The organism is Shigella sonnei (assembly GCF_002950395.1).
GTDB lineage: Bacteria > Pseudomonadota > Gammaproteobacteria > Enterobacterales > Enterobacteriaceae > ECMA0423.
The window spans coordinates 732,423-750,174 of sequence record NZ_CP026802.1; the positions used below are offsets into that span (position 1 = coordinate 732,423).

Consider the following 17,752-nt stretch of genomic DNA (forward strand, 5'->3'; position numbering starts at 1 on the left):
GATGTTTTTACGTCAGGAAGACTTTGCCACGGTAGTGCGCTCCACCCCGCTTGTCTCTCTCGACTTTATTGTCGAGAACAGTCGCGGTGAGTTTCTGCTTGGCAAAAGAACCAACCGCCCGGCGCAGGGTTACTGGTTTGTGCCGGGAGGGCGCGTGCAGAAAGACGAAACGCTGGAAGCCGCATTCGAGCGGCTGACGATGGCGGAACTGGGGCTGCGTCTGCCGATAACAGCAGGCCAGTTTTACGGTGTCTGGCAGCACTTTTATGACGATAACTTCTCCGGCACGGATTTCACCACTCACTATGTGGTGCTCGGTTTTCGCTTCAGAGTCGCTGAAGAAGAGCTGATACTGCCGGATGAGCAGCATGACGATTACCGCTGGCTGACGCCGGACGCGCTGCTCGCCAGTAACGATGTTCACGCTAACAGCCGCGCCTATTTTCTCGCTGAGAAGCGTGCCGGAGTACCCGGATTATGAAAATACTGGTCTACGGCATTAACTACTCGCCGGAGTTAACCGGTATCGGCAAATACACCGGCGAGATGGTGGAATGGCTGGCGGCACAAGGTCATGAGGTGCGGGTTATTACCGCACCGCCTTACTACCCGCAGTGGCAGGTGGGCGAGAACTATTCCGCCTGGCGGTACAAACGAGAAGAGGGGGCCGCCACGGTGTGGCGCTGCCCGCTGTACGTGCCAAAACAGCCGAGCACCCTGAAACGCCTGTTACATCTCGGCAGTTTTGCCGTCAGCAGTTTCTTTCCTCTGATGGCGCAACGTCGCTGGAAGCCGGATCGCATTATCGGCGTGGTGCCAACGCTGTTTTGCACGCCGGGAATGCGCCTGCTGGCGAAACTTTCTGGTGCGCGTACCGTGCTGCATATTCAGGATTACGAAGTGGACGCCATGCTGGGGCTGGGCCTTGCCGGAAAAGGCAAAGGCAGCAAAGTGGCACAGCTGGCAACGGCGTTCGAACGTAGCGGACTGCATAACGTCGATAACGTCTCCACGATTTCGCGTTCGATGATGAATAAAGCCATCGAAAAAGGCGTGGCGGCGGAAAACGTCATCTTCTTCCCCAACTGGTCGGAAATTGCCCGTTTTCAGCATGTTGCAGATGCCGATGTTGACGCCCTTCGTAACCAGCTTGACCTGCCGGATAACAAAAAAATCATTCTTTACTCCGGCAATATTGGTGAAAAGCAGGGGCTGGAAAACGTTATTGAAGCTGCCGATCGTCTGCGCGATGAACCGCTGATTTTTGCCATTGTCGGGCAGGGCGGCGGCAAAGCGCGGCTGGAAAAAATGGCGCAGCAGCGTGGACTGCGCAACATGCAATTTTTCCCGCTGCAATCGTATGACGCTTTACCCGCACTGCTGAAGATGGGCGATTGCCATCTGGTGGTGCAAAAACGCGGCGCGGCAGATGCCGTATTGCCGTCGAAACTGACCAATATTCTGGCGGTAGGCGGTAACGCGGTGATTACCGCAGAGGCCCACACAGAACTGGGGCAGCTTTGCGAAACCTTTCCGGGCATTGCGGTTTGCGTAGAACCGGAATCGGTCGAGGCGCTGGTGGCGGGGATCCGTCAGGCGCTCCTGCTGCCCAAACACAACACGGTGGCACGTGAATATGCCGAACGCACACTCGATAAAGAGAACGTGTTACGTCAATTTATAAATGATATTCGGGGATAATTATGGCGCAGTCGAAACTCTATCCAGTTGTGATGGCAGGTGGCTCCGGTAGCCGCTTATGGCCGCTTTCCCGCGTACTTTACCCCAAGCAGTTTTTATGCCTGAAAGGCGATCTCACCATGCTGCAAACCACCATCTGCCGCCTGAACGGCGTGGAGTGCGAAAGCCCGGTGGTGATTTGCAATGAGCAGCACCGCTTTATTGTCGCGGAACAGCTGCGTCAACTGAACAAACTTACCGAGAACATTATTCTCGAACCGGCAGGGCGAAACACGGCACCTGCCATTGCGCTGGCGGCGCTGGCGGCAAAACGTCATAGCCCGGAGAGCGACCCGTTAATGCTGGTATTGGCGGCGGATCATGTGATTGCCGATGAAGACGCGTTCCGTGCCGCCGTGCGTAATGCCATGCCATATGCCGAAGCGGGCAAGCTGGTGACCTTCGGCATTGTGCCGGATCTACCAGAAACCGGTTATGGCTATATTCGTCGCGGTGAAGTGTCTGCGGGTGAGCAGGATACGGTGGCCTTTGAAGTGGCGCAGTTTGTCGAAAAACCGAATCTGGAAACCGCCCAGGCCTATGTGGCAAGCGGCGAATATTACTGGAACAGCGGCATGTTCCTGTTCCGCGCCGGACGCTATCTCGAAGAACTGAAAAAATATCGTCCGGATATTCTCGATGCCTGTGAAAAAGCGATGAGCGCCGTCGATCCGGATCTCGATTTTATTCGTGTGGATGAAGAAGCGTTTCTCGCCTGCCCGGAAGAGTCGGTGGATTACGCGGTCATGGAACGTACGGCAGATGCCGTTGTGGTGCCGATGGATGCGGGCTGGAGCGATGTCGGCTCCTGGTCCTCATTATGGGAAATTAGCGCCCACACCGCCGAGGGCAACGTTTGCCACGGCGATGTGATTAATCACAAAACTGAAAACAGCTATGTGTACGCCGAATCTGGCCTCGTAACCACCGTCGGGGTGAAAGATCTGGTAGTGGTGCAGACCAAAGATGCGGTGCTGATTGCCGACCGTAACGCGGTGCAGGATGTGAAAAAAGTGGTCGAGCAGATCAAAGCCGATGGTCGCCATGAGCATCGGGTGCATCGCGAAGTCTATCGCCCGTGGGGCAAATATGACTCTATCGACGCGGGCGACCGCTACCAGGTGAAACGCATCACCGTGAAACCGGGCGAGGGCTTGTCGGTACAGATGCACCATCACCGCGCGGAACACTGGGTGGTTGTCGCGGGAACGGCAAAAGTCACCATTGATGGTGATATCAAACTGCTTGGTGAAAACGAGTCCATTTATATTCCGCTGGGGGCGATGCATTGCCTGGAAAACCCGGGGAAAATTCCGCTCGATTTAATTGAAGTGCGCTCCGGCTCTTATCTCGAAGAGGATGATGTGGTGCGTTTCGCGGATCGCTACGGACGGGTGTAAACGTCGCATCAGGCAATGAATGCGAAACCGAGATGTAAATAACGACAAAAACAAAATTGGCCGTTTCGGTCAGGGCCAACTATTGCCTGAAAAAGGGTAACGACATGAAAAAATTAACCTGCTTTAAAGCCTATGATATTCGCGGGAAATTAGGCGAAGAACTGAATGAAGATATCGCCTGGCGCATTGGTCGCGCCTATGGCGAATTTCTCAAACCGAAAACCATTGTGTTAGGCGGTGATGTCCGCCTCACCAGCGAAACCTTAAAACTGGCGCTGGCGAGAGGTTTACAGGATGCGGGCGTCGATGTGCTGGATATTGGCATGTCCGGCACCGAAGAGATCTATTTCGCCACGTTCCATCTCGGCGTGGATGGCGGCATTGAAGTTACCGCCAGCCATAACCCGATGGATTACAACGGCATGAAACTGGTGCGCGAAGGGGCTCGCCCGATCAGCGGTGATACCGGACTGCGCGATGTCCAGCGTCTGGCAGAAGCCAACGACTTTCCTCCCGTTGATGAAACCAAACGCGGTCGCTATCAGCAAATCAATCTGCGTGACGCTTACGTTGATCACCTGTTCGGTTATATCAATGTCAAAAACCTCACGCCGCTCAAGCTGGTGATTAACTCCGGGAATGGCGCAGCGGGTCCGGTGGTGGACGCCATCGAAGCCCGCTTTAAAGCCCTTGGCGCACCCGTGGAATTAATCAAAGTGCACAACACGCCGGACGGCAATTTCCCCAACGGTATTCCTAACCCGCTACTGCCGGAATGCCGCGACGACACCCGCAATGCGGTCATCAAACACGGTGCGGATATGGGCATTGCTTTTGATGGCGATTTTGACCGCTGCTTCCTGTTTGACGAAAAAGGGCAGTTTATTGAGGGCTACTACATTGTCGGCCTGCTGGCAGAAGCATTCCTCGAAAAAAATCCCGGCGCGAAGATCATCCACGATCCGCGTCTCTCCTGGAACACCGTTGATGTGGTGACTGCCGCAGGCGGCACGCCGGTGATGTCGAAAACCGGACACGCCTTTATTAAAGAACGGATGCGCAAGGAAGACGCCATCTACGGTGGTGAAATGAGCGCCCACCATTACTTCCGTGATTTCGCTTACTGCGACAGCGGCATGATCCCGTGGCTGCTGGTCGCCGAACTGGTGTGCCTGAAAGGAAAAACGCTGGGCGAACTGGTGCGCGACCGGATGGCAGCGTTTCCGGCAAGCGGTGAGATCAACAGCAAACTGGCGCAACCCGTTGAGGCGATTAACCGCGTGGAACAGCATTTTAGCCGCGAGGCGCTGGCGGTGGATCGCACCGATGGCATCAGCATGACCTTTGCCGACTGGCGCTTTAACCTGCGCACCTCCAACACCGAACCGGTGGTGCGGTTGAATGTGGAATCTCGCGGTGATGTGCCGCTGATGGAAGAAAAGACAAAACTTATTCTTGAGTTACTGAACAAGTAATTCAGTAATTTCATATAAATAAGTTTTAAAAGACGGAAAAGGTGAGATATTCAGTGTGGTATAGCAAAGGTAATGCTATTCACCATCTCTATGAGTGAGTTAACATCTATACCACATTTAAGCCGCACACTCGGCGGTGACCACCCCCTGACAGGAGTAAACAATGTCAAAGCAACAGATCGGCGTAGTCGGTATGGCAGTGATGGGGCGCAACCTTGCGCTCAACATCGAAAGCCGTGGTTATACCGTCTCTATTTTCAACCGTTCCCGTGAAAAGACGGAAGAAGTGATTGCCGAAAATCCAGGCAAGAAACTGGTTCCTTACTATACGGTGAAAGAGTTTGTTGAATCTCTGGAAACGCCTCGTCGCATCCTGTTAATGGTGAAAGCAGGTGCAGGCACGGATGCTGCTATTGATTCGCTCAAACCATATCTCGATAAAGGCGACATCATCATCGATGGTGGTAACACCTTCTTCCAGGACACCATTCGTCGTAACCGTGAGCTTTCTGCCGAAGGCTTTAACTTCATCGGTACCGGTGTTTCCGGCGGAGAAGAGGGGGCGCTGAAAGGGCCGTCCATCATGCCTGGTGGCCAGAAAGAAGCCTATGAACTGGTTGCGCCGATCCTGACCAAAATCGCCGCCGTTGCTGAAGATGGCGAACCGTGCGTTACCTATATCGGTGCTGATGGCGCAGGCCATTATGTGAAGATGGTTCACAACGGTATTGAATACGGTGATATGCAACTGATTGCTGAAGCCTATTCTCTCCTGAAAGGCGGCCTGAATCTCTCTAACGAAGAACTGGCACAGACCTTTACCGAGTGGAATAACGGTGAACTGAGCAGCTACCTGATCGACATCACCAAAGATATCTTCACTAAAAAAGATGAAGACGGTAACTACCTGGTTGATGTGATCCTGGATGAAGCGGCTAACAAAGGTACCGGTAAATGGACCAGCCAGAGCGCGCTGGATCTCGGAGAACCGCTGTCGCTGATTACCGAGTCTGTGTTTGCACGTTATATCTCTTCTCTGAAAGATCAGCGCGTTGCCGCATCTAAAGTTCTCTCTGGTCCGCAAGCTCAGTCAGCAGGCGACAAGGCTGAGTTCATCGAAAAAGTTCGCCGTGCGCTGTATCTGGGCAAAATCGTTTCTTACGCTCAGGGCTTCTCTCAGCTGCGTGCTGCGTCTGAAGAATACAACTGGGATCTGAACTACGGCGAAATCGCGAAGATTTTCCGTGCTGGCTGCATCATCCGTGCGCAGTTCCTGCAGAAAATCACCGATGCATATGCCGAAAATCCGCAGATCGCTAACCTGCTGCTGGCTCCGTACTTCAAGCAAATTGCCGATGACTACCAGCAGGCGCTGCGTGATGTCGTTGCTTATGCAGTACAGAACGGTATCCCGGTTCCGACCTTCGCCGCTGCGGTTGCCTATTACGATAGCTACCGTGCCGCTGTTCTGCCTGCGAACCTGATCCAGGCACAGCGTGACTATTTCGGTGCACATACTTATAAGCGCATTGATAAAGAAGGTGTGTTCCATACTGAATGGCTGGATTAATCTGATTTAACCAACAGTAAAATTGAGGCCCGGCGTATATTGCACCGGGCTTTTTTTTTGCCATTTATCTTATAGACTAAATTTCACTGCTTAATATTAACTTAATAAATATCAGCTATTCTTATAAAGAAAATCTGAATTGTTTTTCGTAGCGTTGACCAGCTAATAACGTAGCGTTAAAACATTTAGCTCTTATCAGGATGCTAAAAACATCATGATTCACAGTTAAGTTAATTCTGAGAGCATGAAATGAAAATCACCATTTCCGGTACTGGCTATGTAGGCTTGTCAAACGGGCTTCTAATCGCACAAAATCATGAGGTTGTGGCATTAGATATTTTACCGTCACGCGTTGCTATGCTGAATGATCGGATATCTCCTATTGTTGATAAGGAAATTCAGCAGTTTTTGCAATCAGATAAAATACACTTTAATGCCACATTAGATAAAAATGAAGCCTACCGGGATGCTGATTATGTCATCATCGCCACTCCAACCGACTATGATCCTAAAACTAATTATTTCAATACATCCAGTGTAGAATCAGTAATTAAAGACGTAGTTGAGATAAATCCTTATGCGGTTATGGTCATCAAATCAACGGTTCCCGTTGGTTTTACCGAAGCGATGCATAAGAAATATCGTACTGAAAATATTATTTTCTCTCCGGAATTTCTCCGTGAAGGTAAAGCCCTTTACGATAATCTCCATCCTTCACGTATTGTCATCGGTGAGCGTTCAGAACGCGCAGAACGTTTTGCTGCGTTGTTACAGGAAGGCGCGATTAAGCAAAATATCCCGACCCTGTTCACCGATTCGACCGAAGCAGAAGCGATTAAACTTTTTGCAAACACCTACCTAGCGATGCGCGTGGCATACTTTAACGAACTGGATAGCTACGCAGAAAGTTTAGGTCTGAATACTCGCCAGATTATCGAAGGCGTTTGTCTCGATCCGCGTATTGGCAACCATTACAACAACCCGTCGTTTGGTTATGGTGGTTATTGCTTGCCGAAAGATACCAAGCAGTTACTGGCGAACTATCAGTCTGTGCCGAATAACCTGATCTCGGCAATTGTCGATGCAAACCGCACGCGTAAGGATTTTATTGCCGATGCCATTTTGTCACGCAAACCGCAAGTGGTGGGTATTTATCGTCTGATTATGAAGAGCGGTTCAGATAACTTCCGTGCGTCTTCTATTCAGGGGATTATGAAGCGTATCAAGGCGAAAGGCGTTGAAGTGATCATCTACGAGCCAGTGATGAAAGAAGACTCATTCTTCAACTCTCGGCTGGAACGTGATCTCGCCATCTTCAAACAACAAGCCGACGTCATTATCTCTAACCGAATGGCAGAAGAGCTTAAAGATGTGGCAGATAAGGTATACACCCGCGATCTCTTTGGCAGCGACTAACATCTTGTTATCAGGGCTATTTACGCCCTGATTGTCTTTTGTTACCTCCCCAATAATTCATTATTTTTATCACTTATCCTATAGCATTCACTAGGATTATCGCTAAACTATGCGGACTTGGAAATTTCCGTCAGTTAGGGTAATGATGAGAGTAGAAAATAATAATGTTTCTGGGCAAAACCATGACCCGGAACAGATTGATTTGATTGATTTACTAGTGCAGTTGTGGCGTGGCAAGATGACAATCATCATTTCCGTCATTGTGGCTATTGCCCTGGCTATTGGATATTTGGCAGTAGCGAAGGAGAAATGGACGTCAACAGCAATTATCACTCAGCCCGACGTGGGGCAAATTGCTGGCTATAACAATGCCATGAATGTTATCTATGGTCAGGCTGCACCGAAAGTATCGGATTTACAGGAGACGTTAATTGGTCGCTTCAGTTCTGCCTTCTCTGCATTAGCAGAAACGCTGGATAATCAGGAAGAACCAGAAAAACTTACCATCGAACCTTCTGTTAAGAACCAGCAATTACCATTGACTGTTTCTTATGTTGGGCAAACTGCAGAGGGAGCACAAATGAAGTTGGCCCAATACATTCAGCAAGTTGATGATAAAGTGAATCAAGAGCTAGAAAAGGATCTCAAAGACAACATTGCTCTGGGACGGAAAAACTTGCAGGACTCTTTAAGAACGCAGGAAGTAGTCGCGCAGGAGCAGAAAGATCTGCGTATCCGTCAGATTCAGGAAGCGTTGCAGTATGCGAATCAGGCGCAGGTGGCAAAGCCACAGGTTCAGCAGACTGAAGATGTGACACAAGATACGTTGTTCCTTTTGGGGAGCGAAGCGCTGGAGTCGATGATTAAGCATGAGGCGACCCGTCCGTTGGTGTTCTCACCAAACTACTATCAGACACGTCAAAACCTGTTGGATATTGAAAACTTAAAGGTTGATGATCTTGATATTCATGCTTACCGTTATGTGATGAAACCGACGTTACCTATTCGTCGCGATAGCCCGAAAAAGGCAATTACCTTGATTCTGGCGGTGCTGCTGGGCGGCATGGTTGGCGCGGGGATTGTGCTGGGGCGTAACGCTCTGCGTAATTATAACGCGAAGTAATCTTTGCAGCTTTAAAGAAAACGGGCAGGGTGGTGACACCTTGCCCTTTTTTTTTGCCGGATGCGACAACAACATCGCATCCGCTTACCCTGCAACTCACTGATGCCGTTTACGCAGGTTCTCAATTACCGTCGTTAAATCCAGATCCTGATCCTGCAACAGCACCAGCAGGTGATACATCAAGTCCGATGCCTCGTTGGTCAGCTCAAAGCGGTCATGTACCGTCGCTGCCAGTGCGGTTTCTACGCCTTCTTCGCCCACTTTCTGCGCAATGCGTTTGGTGCCGCTGGCATACAGTTTGGCGGTATAGGAGGTTTCCGGGTCGGCAGATTTGCGTTCGGCGAGCAGTTGTTCCAGTTGATACAGGAACAGCCATTGGTGAGCGGTGTCGCCGAAGCAGCTGCTGGTGCCTTTGTGGCAGGTTGGTCCGATAGGATTCGCCAGTACCAGTAGCGTGTCGTTGTCGCAGTCCGGCGCAATATTTACTACGTTGAGGAAATTGCCCGACGTTTCGCCTTTGGTCCACAGTCGCTGTTTAGTGCGCGAGAAGAAGGTGACTTTGCCGCTTTCGATGGTTTTGTCTAAGGCTTCCGGGTTCATATAGCCCAGCATTAACACTTCGCCGGATACCGCGTGTTGCACAATTACCGGCATTAGTCCGTCGGTTTTTTCCCAGTCCAGTTCGCGGCGTTGTTGTTCTGTTAACATATCCTGATCTCCACGCCCTGTGTTGCCAGGTACGCTTTTAATTCACCAATATTGATTATTTGTTTGTGGAATACGGAAGCAGCCAGCGCGCCGTCAACGTCGGCATCGCGGAAGGCTTCGAGGAAGTGTTCCATGGTGCCCGCGCCACCGGAGGCAATTAGCGGGACGTGGCAAACTTCACGCACTTTTTTCAGTTGTTCGAGATCGTAACCGTTACGCACGCCGTCCTGATTCATCATGTTGAGGACGATTTCTCCGGCTCCACGTTTTTGCACTTCCTGTACCCAGTCGAGTGTTTCCCACTGAGTGACGCGGGTGCGGCTTTCATCGCCGGTATATTGATTCACATGATATTTACCGGTTTCGCCGTCGTACCAGGTATCAATGCCGACCACAATGCATTGCACGCCAAAGCGATCCGCCAGGCGAGTAATTAAGGTTGGGTCTGCCAGCGCAGGGGAGTTGATGGAAATTTTATCCGCGCCAAAGGAAAGAATTTTCGCGGCATCTTCCAGAGACTTAATCCCACCCGCCACGCAGAACGGAATGTCGATCACTTCCGCCACGCGAGATACCCAGCTTTTATCTACCACACGGCCATCGCTGGAAGCGGTGATATCGTAGAACACCAGTTCGTCTGCACCTTCTTCGGCGTAGCGTTTTGCCAGCGGTACAATATCGCCAATAATTTCATGGTTGCGAAACTGTACGCCTTTCACCACCTGACCATCACGAACGTCGAGACATGGGATTATGCGTTTTGCCAGCATGCGATGGCCTCCTTCACGGTGAATTTACCTTCCAGTAATGCACGACCAACTATTACGCCGCGCACGCCAGTGCCTCGCAGGGCAGCAACATCGTTAATGTCGCCAATACCGCCGGAGGACTGAAATGCCACCTGCGGGTATCTGGCGCACACTTCTTCATATAAAGAGACGTTAGAGCCTGCCAGCGTGCCGTCGCGCGAGATATCGGTACACAGCACATGTTTCAGGCCGACAGGCAGATAGGTTTCCACCAGTTGTTCCAGTGAAACGCCCGAGTTCTCTTGCCAGCCGCTGACCGCCACCTGCTTGTTGCCTTGCTCGTCAATACGGACATCCAGCGCCAGCACTAAGGCATCGGCACCGAAACGTTCAAACCAGCCTTTCACCCTTTCTGGTGATTTCACCGCGGTGGAGCCAACCACCACGCGCGCAACGCCCGCTTCCAGTAACGCCGCCACGTCTTCTTCGCTACGCACACCGCCGCCAACCTGCACCGGAACGTTAACGCCCGCGACCAGGGTTTTAATCAGCGGGATTTGACGTTTTGCCGGATCTTTTGCCCCGGTCAGATCCACCAGATGCAGCACTTCGGCACCCTGCGCGGCGTAATCCTGTAAGCGCGGCAGCGGGTCGTTACCGTAATCGCGTTGTTTGCCGTAATCGCCCTGATGGAGACGCACCACGGTGCCGTCGATTAAATCTAATGCCGGAATAATCATCACATCTCCAGGAAGTTTTTCAGCAACTTAGCGCCAGCGGCACCAGAACGCTCCGGGTGGAACTGCACGCCGTAGAAGTTATCTTTTTGTACCGCCGCGGTGAACGGTTCGCCGTAATTACATTGGGCAATGGTCCACGGATTGACCGGCATTGCGTAACTGTGAACAAAGTAAAAGTACGCGCCGTCTTCAATCCCCTGAAACAGGCGGTTGCCTGCCTGCGGGTAAACGCGATTCCAGCCCATATGCGGCAGCGGCAGACCAAAGTCGGTCATTTTCGGCACGTCTTCGTCAATGATGCCCAGCAAGTCGACGCCGTTGCTCTCTTCGCTGCGCCGACCCAGCAGTTGCATCCCTAAGCAGATGCCCAGTACCGGTTGGGTACAGGCTTTGATGAGATCAAACAGCTCGCGCTCACGCACCTGATCCATCGCTGCTTGCGCAGTGCCAACGCCGGGTAAAAATAGTTTATCGGCCAGCAACACCACGTCCGGGTCACGGCTGACTTTTGGTTCATAACCGTGGCGCGCAATGGCTGACTTCACCGAGTTCAGATTGGCGCAGCCGGTATCAAGGATCACCACGTTCATTACAGCACTCCTTTCGACGAGGGCAGGGTGTCGCCTTCCACGCGGATGGCTTGGCGCAGGGTGCGACCAAAGGCTTTGAACAGGCTCTCTACACGGTGGTGATCGTTTTTACCTTTGGTTTTCAGGTGTAGCGTCACGCCCATGGTGTATGAGAGCGAACGGAAGAAGTGCTCGATCATCTCGGTGCTGAGATCGCCCACGCGCTGGTAGGTAAACTCGGCTTTGTATTCCAGGTGCGGGCGACCAGAGATATCCAGCGCGCAGCGGGCAAGGCATTCGTCCATCGGTAGCACAAAACCAAAGCGGCAAATACCGCGTTTGTCGCCAAGAGCCATTTTTAACGCTTCGCCCAGCGCCAGGCCGGTATCTTCGACGGTGTGGTGATCGTCGATATAGAGGTCGCCTTTGACGTTGATTTCCATACGGAAACCACCGTGGGTGGCGATCTGATCCAGCATGTGATCAAAGAAGCCAACACCGGTGTTAATCTTGCTGCCACCTTCGCGATCCAGCCACACCTGAACGTCAATCTGTGTCTCTTTGGTGTTGCGCACTACGTGAGCGTAACGGTCTCGTTTAGTGAGCTGCTCGCCAATCATTGGCCAGTTCAGGATTTCGCGGTCGTAGCGTAAACCATTAATGCCCATGTTTTCCGCCAGTTGAATGTCGGTCGCGCGATCGCCAATCACATAACTGTTAGCGCGATCCATCGCTTGCTCAGCCAGATAACGTTCCACCAGTTTTACTTTCGGCTTACGGCAGTCGCACTCATCGGCGGGCAGGTGCGGACAAATCAGCACTTCATCAAACTGTACGCCTTGCGAGGTGAAGATCTGCATCATCAGGTTGTGCGGGCCATCGAAATCCGCCTGCGGGAAACTTTGTGTTCCCAGACCATCCTGATTGGTGATCATTACCAGTTTGTAGCCCGCTTTTTGCAGCTTCAGCAGTTCCGGGATCACGCCTGGTTCAAAGGCGAGTTTGTCAAAACGGTCCACCTGAAAATCACTCGGCGGTTCGCTAATCAGGGTTCCATCGCGATCGATAAAAAGATACTTCTGACTCATCAAACTTGCTCCGCACGTAAGGCGTCAATGACGCGCTGGCTTTCTTCACGGGTTCCGACGGTAATTCGCAGGCAGCCGCTTAAAGAGGGTTGTTTATTCTGATCACGTAAGATAATGCCCTGATCCCACAAAGATTTAAACACTGCGCTGGAGGCTTTAAAGCGCGCCAGAATGTAGTTGGTTGCGGAGTCGAAAACCTGCTCTACGCAGGGGATCTCTTTCAGTGCGGCAATCAGGTATTCGCGTTCTGCAATAATTTGCGTCACTCGTTCGCGCATAGCGACGATTCCCTGCGGGCTTAACGCCTGGGCCGCAATGTCGGCAACCGGCGTCGAGAGCGGGTAGGGGGCGATCACTTTCATCAGCAGGTTGATGACTTCTTCGTTTGCCAGCGTAAATCCGCAACGAAGGCCCGCCAGAGCAAAAGCTTTCGACAGTGTGCGCAAAATAGCCAGGTGCGGATATTCCGTCAGCCAGCCAGCCAGCGATGCCTGCGGGCAAAACTCGATATAGGCTTCATCGGCAACCACAATGGCTTTTCCGCGGGTTAGCTCCAGCAGAGTGCGAAAATCCTGCGGATTGATCAGTTGCCCTGTCGGGTTGTTGGGGCTGCAAACATAGACCACTTTTACGCCGTCCAGCTTGTCGGAAATGCCCTGTAAGTCCAGTTGCCAGTTGTCCTGCGTCGGCACTGTGCGGCACTCGACGCCAATCGTTTCGGCGCTGACGCTGTACATGCCGTACGTTGGCGGGCAGTAGAGGATGGCGTCTTTACCCGGTTCGCAAAAAGCGCGAATCAGCAGTTCAATACCTTCGTCCGCGCCACGACTGACCAGCACCTGTTCCGGTTTTACGCCTGCATATTGCGCGTAATTTTCAATCACCGCTTTCGGCTGACATTCCGGGTAGCGGTTGAGCGTTTGCTGAGTAAGCTGAAACTCCACGGCAGTGGGGTATTCGTTGGCGTTCAGCCAGACGTCGCCATTACCGCCCAGACGACGCGCCGACTGATACGGCGTCAGGTTGCGGACGTTTTCACGCGCTAAATCGGTAATAGTCACGGTGCTCATGCTTGCTCCTTAAGGGCGTTAACACGCAAAGTAACGGCATTTTTATGGGCGGTCAGGCGCTCGGCGGCGGCCAATGTTTCAATGGTCGAAGCCAGCGCGGAGAAACCTTCTTTCGACAGTTCCTGCACGGTCATACGCTTCTGGAAATCTGCCAGCCCGAGGCTGGAACAGGTGGCGGTGTAACCGTAAGTCGGCAGAACGTGGTTGGTGCCGGAGGCGTAATCACCTGCCGATTCCGGTGACCAGTCACCAAGAAATACCGAACCGGCGCTGGTGATGCCATCGACCAGATCGCGGGCGTTGCGGGTCTGGATGATCAGGTGCTCCGGGCCGTACTGGTTGGAGATCTCTACGCACTGCGCTAAATCTTTAGTCACGATCAGGCGGCTGGCGTTCAGTGCCTGGCGGGCGGTTTCGGCACGCGGCAGTTCTGCTAACTGGCGTTCGACGGCTTCGGCAACTTGATGCGCCATATCAGCGTCAGGCGTCAGTAAAATCACCTGTGAGTCCGGGCCGTGTTCAGCCTGAGAAAGCAAATCAGAAGCCACGAAATCCGGCGTTGCGCCGCTGTCGGCAATGACCAACACTTCCGACGGGCCTGCGGGCATATCGATAGCCGCACCGTCCAGACGCTGGCTCACCTGACGTTTCGCTTCGGTGACAAAGGCGTTACCCGGCCCGAAGATTTTGTCCACTTTCGGCACAGATTCCGTACCAAACGCCAGCGCGGCAATGGCCTGTGCGCCGCCGACGTTAAACACGTCCTTCACACCGCACAGCTGCGCCGCATAAAGGATCTCATCGGCAATCGGCGGCGGTGAGCACAGCACCACTTTTTTACAGCCCGCAATACGCGCCGGAGTCGCCAGCATTAATACCGTTGAGAAGAGCGGGGCGGAGCCGCCAGGAATATACAACCCAACTGAAGCGACCGGGCGCGTGACCTGCTGGCAACGCACGCCTGGCTGCGTTTCTACATCTACCGGCGGCAGTTTTTGCGCAGTGTGGAAGGTTTCAATATTTTTTACTGCCACCGCCATCGCCTGTTTTAGCTCGTCGCTCAGGCGTTCGCTAGCGGCGGCAATCTCCTCAGCAGACACCTTCAGCGCGTTAACCGTGGTTTTATCAAACTTCGCGCTGTATTCCCGCAGGGCGTCATCACCGCGTGCTTTCACGTTATCGAGAATATCGTTAACAGTGCGGGTAATGCTTTCAGAAGCGGAGATCGCCGGGCGCATTAACAGCTGGCGTTGTTGCTCCGCAGTACAGCTATTCCAGTCAATGATTGTGTTAAAGCTCATGGCGATCACTCCATCATCTTCTCAATCGGCAGGACCAGAATTGAACTGGCACCCAGCGCTTTCAGTTTTTCCATCGTTTCCCAGAACAGGGTTTCGCTACTGACCATGTGCATCGCTACGCGTTGTTGGTCACCCGCCAGCGGCAGAATGGTTGGGCGTTCGGCACCTGGCAGCAGGGCGATGACTTCATCCAGACGTTCGGTCGGTGCGTGCATCATGATGTATTTTGATTCGCGCGCCTGGATCACACCCTGAATACGGGTCAGCAGTTTGTCGATCAGCTGCTGTTTGGATTCTTCCATTTCACCATCGCGCTGGATAAGGCAGGCTTTCGAGCGGTAGATAACTTCGACTTCGCGCAGGCCGTTTGCTTCCAGCGTGGCACCGGTGGAAACCAGATCGCAAATCGCATCCGCCAGTCCGGCACGCGGGGCGACTTCAACAGAACCGTTCAGTAAGCAGGATTTAAAAGAGATGCCTTTCTGGTCGAGATAACGCTTGAGCAGGTGAGGATAAGAGGTGGCGATACGTTTACCGTTTAAGGAGAGCGGGCCGTCCCAGGCTTCATCAACCGGCGTTGCCAGCGAAAGGCGGCAGCCGCCGAAATCCAGACGACGCAAGGTAAAGTAGCGCGGATCTTCACCCTGGGCGCGGCGGTTAAGCAGCTCTTCTTCCAGCACGTTTTCGCCGATAATCCCAAGGTCTACCACGCCATCCATTACCAGACCGGGAATGTCGTCGTCACGCACGCGCAGAATATCAATCGGCATGTTTTCTGCCATCGCGATCAGGCGCTGGGTGTGAAGATTAATTTTAATGCCACAGCGCGCCAGTAATTCGCGTGAGTCATCACTTAAACGGCCGGATTTCTGCATAGCTATGCGTAAACGAGTGTTGTCTGTCATTTTGTTATTCCTCTTTAAACCTGTCTGAACCGTTATCAACCGCGCAATAAAAAAGCCCCCGGAAGGTGATCTTCCGGGGGCTTTCTCATGCGTTCATGCACCACTGGAAGATCTGAATGTCTTCCAGCACACATCGCCTGAAAGACTAGTCAGGATGATGGTGATGATGGTGGTGTTTAAATTGAACGCGTGTCATAAAAGTCTCTGTGAATGTTTATTCAACTGATGTCTTTTAACCTAAACCACTTTCACGTTAGAAAGCAAGGGCTTTTTTATATATTTTATGGCAATGGATTTGTTTAATGAATGAGCGGGGAAAGGAGGGGGCTAAGAGGACTGTCCTCTAAGCTGACGGCACCAAAAATAGCGAAGCCTGGATTTTCGTCTCACTGACAATACCTTGATCTACAAACTAATTAATAAATAGTTAATTAACGCCCATCATTGTACAATAAACTGTACAAAAGAGGAGATTGACATGCGTACAATTAGCTACAGCGAAGCGCGTCAGAATTTGTCGGCAACAATGATGAAAGCCGTTGAAGATCATGCCCCGATCCTTATTACTCGTCAGAATGGAGAGGCTTGTGTTCTGATGTCACTCGAAGAATACAACTCGCTGGAAGAGACGGCTTATCTACTGCGCTCCCCCGCTAACGCCCGGAGATTGATGGACTCAATCGATAGCCTGAAATCAGGCAAAGGAACAGAAAAGGACATTATTGAGTGAAACTAATCTGGTCTGAGGAATCATGGGATGATTATCTGTACTGGCAGGAAACAGATAAGCGAATTGTTAAAAAGATCAATGAACTTATCAAAGATACCCGCAGAACGCCATTTGAAGGTAAGGGGAAGCCAGAACCCCTGAAACATAATTTGTCAGGTTTCTGGTCCCGACGCATTACAGAGGAGCACCGTCTGGTATACGCGGTTACCGACGATTCACTGCTCATTGCAGCATGTCGTTATCATTATTGAACAGATTCATTCATAGAATGAATTGTCAGTTTTGATACGCTAGCGTAGCCTTATAGATCTAAGGTGTATCAGGAGATAACGGATGAAAAAGGTCGCAATTGTCGGGTTAGGGTGGTTAGGCATGCCGCTGGCGATGTCACTTTCAGCGCGAGGCTGGCAAGTCACCGGGAGTAAAACCACACAAGATGGTGTCGAAGCGGCCCGAATGAGTGGCATTGATAGCTATCTGCTTCGCATGGAGCCTGAGTTAGTTTGCGATTCTGACGATCTGGATGCCCTGATGGATGCCGATGCGCTGGTCATTACGCTTCCGGCACGTCGTAGCGGCCCCGGCGATGAGTTCTATTTACAAGCGGTACAAGAGTTAGTGGATAGCGCGCTGGCCCATCGTATTCCTCGCATTATTTTTACCAGCTCAACGTCTGTCTATGGCGACGCGCAAGGCACGGTGAAAGAAACCACCCCGCGTAATCCGGTGACCAACAGTGGACGAGTATTAGAAGAACTCGAAGACTGGCTGCACAATTTACCCGGTACTTCGGTCGATATTCTGCGTCTTGCGGGGCTGGTCGGACCGGGACGTCATCCCGGACGCTTCTTTGCCGGAAAAACCGCGCCTGATGGTGAACATGGTGTTAATTTAGTCCATTTAGAAGATGTTATTGGCGCTATCACTCTGTTGTTACAGGCACCTAAAGGCGGACACATCTATAATATATGTGCGCCAGCTCACCCTGCGCGTAATGTTTTCTATCCGCAGATGGCCCGTTTACTGGGGCTGGAACCTCCGCAGTTCAGAAATAGTCTGGACAGCGGCAAAGGTAAGATTATTGATGGCAGTCGGATTTGTAATGAACTGGGATTTGAATACCAGTATCCCGATCCGCTGGTAATGCCGCTGGAGTAAACGATCACGC

19 protein-coding genes and 1 other annotated feature are annotated in these 17,752 nt (G+C 52.0%); of the genes, 10 read left to right on the top strand and 9 right to left on the bottom strand.

What is annotated here, in order from left to right; genetic code table 11:
* The first annotated feature begins 1 nt into the window (after position 1).
* From gmm to wzzB, 7 genes are all read left to right on the top strand, one after another.
* Entirely contained in the window at positions 2-481 is a 480-nt protein-coding gene (gmm, locus tag C1P89_RS03760; RefSeq protein ID WP_000479834.1) for a GDP-mannose mannosyl hydrolase, read from the top strand.
* Complete coding sequence (gene wcaI / locus C1P89_RS03765; RefSeq protein WP_000699750.1) at positions 478-1,701, top strand: colanic acid biosynthesis fucosyltransferase WcaI; 1,224 nt, start codon at positions 478-480, stop codon at positions 1,699-1,701. Before gmm ends, wcaI begins: the two co-directional genes overlap by 4 nt.
* A 2-nt stretch (positions 1,702-1,703) precedes the next feature.
* On the top strand, positions 1,704-3,140 hold the full coding sequence (gene cpsB, locus C1P89_RS03770) for a mannose-1-phosphate guanyltransferase (protein WP_000079284.1): 1,437 nt from the start codon (positions 1,704-1,706) through the stop codon (positions 3,138-3,140).
* Positions 3,141-3,244: 104 nt separating this feature from the next.
* On the top strand, positions 3,245-4,615 hold the full coding sequence (gene cpsG / locus C1P89_RS03775) for a colanic acid biosynthesis phosphomannomutase CpsG (RefSeq protein ID WP_005142907.1): 1,371 nt from the start codon (positions 3,245-3,247) through the stop codon (positions 4,613-4,615).
* Between the two features lie 163 nt (positions 4,616-4,778).
* Complete coding sequence (gene gnd / locus C1P89_RS03780; RefSeq protein WP_000043466.1) at positions 4,779-6,185, top strand: NADP-dependent phosphogluconate dehydrogenase; 1,407 nt, start codon at positions 4,779-4,781, stop codon at positions 6,183-6,185.
* A gap of 249 nt (positions 6,186-6,434) precedes the next feature.
* Positions 6,435-7,601, top strand: a complete 1,167-nt coding sequence (gene ugd, locus C1P89_RS03785; protein WP_000704873.1) for a UDP-glucose 6-dehydrogenase — start codon at positions 6,435-6,437, stop codon at positions 7,599-7,601.
* Between the two features lie 145 nt (positions 7,602-7,746).
* Positions 7,747-8,724 carry an LPS O-antigen chain length determinant protein WzzB gene (gene wzzB, locus C1P89_RS03790; RefSeq protein ID WP_005136853.1) on the top strand — a complete coding sequence of 326 codons (978 nt, stop codon included), beginning with the start codon at positions 7,747-7,749 and terminating at the stop codon, positions 8,722-8,724.
* A 96-nt stretch (positions 8,725-8,820) separates the two neighbouring features.
* Here the strand turns inward: wzzB and hisIE are convergent, their stop codons facing one another.
* The 9 genes from hisIE to hisL form a co-directional block, all read right to left on the bottom strand.
* Positions 8,821-9,432, bottom strand: coding sequence for a bifunctional phosphoribosyl-AMP cyclohydrolase/phosphoribosyl-ATP diphosphatase HisIE (gene hisIE, locus C1P89_RS03800; RefSeq protein ID WP_000954872.1), 612 nt, complete (start codon positions 9,430-9,432; stop codon positions 8,821-8,823).
* Positions 9,426-10,202, bottom strand: coding sequence for an imidazole glycerol phosphate synthase subunit HisF (gene hisF, locus C1P89_RS03805; RefSeq protein ID WP_000880193.1), 777 nt, complete (start codon positions 10,200-10,202; stop codon positions 9,426-9,428). The genes hisIE and hisF overlap by 7 nt, the downstream gene beginning before the upstream one ends.
* Positions 10,184-10,921: a 1-(5-phosphoribosyl)-5-[(5-phosphoribosylamino)methylideneamino]imidazole-4-carboxamide isomerase gene (gene hisA / locus C1P89_RS03810; protein WP_000586459.1), complete on the bottom strand. Its 738-nt coding sequence runs from the start codon at positions 10,919-10,921 to the stop codon at positions 10,184-10,186. The genes hisF and hisA overlap by 19 nt, the downstream gene beginning before the upstream one ends.
* Positions 10,921-11,511 (bottom strand): imidazole glycerol phosphate synthase subunit HisH, encoded by a 591-nt coding sequence (hisH, locus tag C1P89_RS03815; RefSeq protein ID WP_001103560.1) that lies wholly within the window; start codon positions 11,509-11,511, stop codon positions 10,921-10,923. The genes hisA and hisH overlap by 1 nt, the downstream gene beginning before the upstream one ends.
* Positions 11,511-12,578, bottom strand: coding sequence for a bifunctional histidinol-phosphatase/imidazoleglycerol-phosphate dehydratase HisB (gene hisB, locus C1P89_RS03820; protein WP_000080086.1), 1,068 nt, complete (start codon positions 12,576-12,578; stop codon positions 11,511-11,513). Before hisB ends, hisH begins: the two co-directional genes overlap by 1 nt.
* Complete coding sequence (gene hisC / locus C1P89_RS03825) at positions 12,578-13,648, bottom strand: histidinol-phosphate transaminase (protein WP_000108977.1); 1,071 nt, start codon at positions 13,646-13,648, stop codon at positions 12,578-12,580. Before hisC ends, hisB begins: the two co-directional genes overlap by 1 nt.
* Complete coding sequence (gene hisD, locus C1P89_RS03830; RefSeq protein ID WP_001462576.1) at positions 13,645-14,949, bottom strand: histidinol dehydrogenase; 1,305 nt, start codon at positions 14,947-14,949, stop codon at positions 13,645-13,647. Before hisD ends, hisC begins: the two co-directional genes overlap by 4 nt.
* 5 nt (positions 14,950-14,954) lie before the next feature.
* Positions 14,955-15,854 (bottom strand): ATP phosphoribosyltransferase, encoded by a 900-nt coding sequence (hisG, locus tag C1P89_RS03835; RefSeq protein ID WP_000131782.1) that lies wholly within the window; start codon positions 15,852-15,854, stop codon positions 14,955-14,957.
* A 46-nt stretch (positions 15,855-15,900) separates the two neighbouring features.
* Positions 15,901-16,024, bottom strand: a sequence feature (His leader region).
* Positions 16,000-16,050 carry a his operon leader peptide gene (hisL, locus tag C1P89_RS03840; protein ID WP_001364200.1) on the bottom strand — a complete coding sequence of 17 codons (51 nt, stop codon included), beginning with the start codon at positions 16,048-16,050 and terminating at the stop codon, positions 16,000-16,002. Its footprint overlaps the feature before it by 25 nt.
* Before the next feature lie 282 nt (positions 16,051-16,332).
* Between hisL and yefM the strand changes: the two genes are divergently transcribed.
* The 3 genes from yefM to C1P89_RS03855 all read left to right on the top strand — a co-directional run bounded on the left by yefM (position 16,333) and on the right by C1P89_RS03855 (position 17,742).
* Positions 16,333-16,584 carry a YoeB-YefM toxin-antitoxin system antitoxin YefM gene (yefM, locus tag C1P89_RS03845; RefSeq protein WP_001259255.1) on the top strand — a complete coding sequence of 84 codons (252 nt, stop codon included), beginning with the start codon at positions 16,333-16,335 and terminating at the stop codon, positions 16,582-16,584.
* Positions 16,581-16,835: a type II toxin-antitoxin system mRNA interferase toxin YoeB gene (gene yoeB, locus C1P89_RS03850; RefSeq protein WP_000767829.1), complete on the top strand. Its 255-nt coding sequence runs from the start codon at positions 16,581-16,583 to the stop codon at positions 16,833-16,835. The genes yefM and yoeB overlap by 4 nt, the downstream gene beginning before the upstream one ends.
* 82 nt (positions 16,836-16,917) lie before the next feature.
* Entirely contained in the window at positions 16,918-17,742 is an 825-nt protein-coding gene (locus C1P89_RS03855) for an SDR family oxidoreductase (protein ID WP_000754737.1), read from the top strand.
* Positions 17,743-17,752 lie beyond the last annotated feature (10 nt).

Bases quoted from the DNA above. Each gene is read 5' to 3' on its own strand.
- hisG (WP_000131782.1), bottom strand. From the start codon at position 15,854: ATGACAGACAACACTCGTTTACGCATAGCTATGCAGAAATCCGGCCGT.
- hisC (WP_000108977.1), bottom strand. From the start codon at position 13,648: ATGAGCACCGTGACTATTACCGATTTAGCGCGTGAAAACGTCCGCAAC.
- wcaI (WP_000699750.1), top strand. From the start codon at position 478: ATGAAAATACTGGTCTACGGCATTAACTACTCGCCGGAGTTAACCGGT.
- wzzB (WP_005136853.1), top strand. From the start codon at position 7,747: ATGAGAGTAGAAAATAATAATGTTTCTGGGCAAAACCATGACCCGGAA.
- C1P89_RS03855 (WP_000754737.1), top strand. From the start codon at position 16,918: ATGAAAAAGGTCGCAATTGTCGGGTTAGGGTGGTTAGGCATGCCGCTG.
- hisD (WP_001462576.1), bottom strand. From the start codon at position 14,949: ATGAGCTTTAACACAATCATTGACTGGAATAGCTGTACTGCGGAGCAA.
- gnd (WP_000043466.1), top strand. From the start codon at position 4,779: ATGTCAAAGCAACAGATCGGCGTAGTCGGTATGGCAGTGATGGGGCGC.
- hisH (WP_001103560.1), bottom strand. From the start codon at position 11,511: ATGAACGTGGTGATCCTTGATACCGGCTGCGCCAATCTGAACTCGGTG.
- hisF (WP_000880193.1), bottom strand. From the start codon at position 10,202: ATGCTGGCAAAACGCATAATCCCATGTCTCGACGTTCGTGATGGTCAG.
- yefM (WP_001259255.1), top strand. From the start codon at position 16,333: ATGCGTACAATTAGCTACAGCGAAGCGCGTCAGAATTTGTCGGCAACA.
- hisB (WP_000080086.1), bottom strand. From the start codon at position 12,578: ATGAGTCAGAAGTATCTTTTTATCGATCGCGATGGAACCCTGATTAGC.
- hisIE (WP_000954872.1), bottom strand. From the start codon at position 9,432: ATGTTAACAGAACAACAACGCCGCGAACTGGACTGGGAAAAAACCGAC.
- cpsB (WP_000079284.1), top strand. From the start codon at position 1,704: ATGGCGCAGTCGAAACTCTATCCAGTTGTGATGGCAGGTGGCTCCGGT.
- gmm (WP_000479834.1), top strand. From the start codon at position 2: ATGTTTTTACGTCAGGAAGACTTTGCCACGGTAGTGCGCTCCACCCCG.
- ugd (WP_000704873.1), top strand. From the start codon at position 6,435: ATGAAAATCACCATTTCCGGTACTGGCTATGTAGGCTTGTCAAACGGG.
- cpsG (WP_005142907.1), top strand. From the start codon at position 3,245: ATGAAAAAATTAACCTGCTTTAAAGCCTATGATATTCGCGGGAAATTA.
- hisA (WP_000586459.1), bottom strand. From the start codon at position 10,921: ATGATTATTCCGGCATTAGATTTAATCGACGGCACCGTGGTGCGTCTC.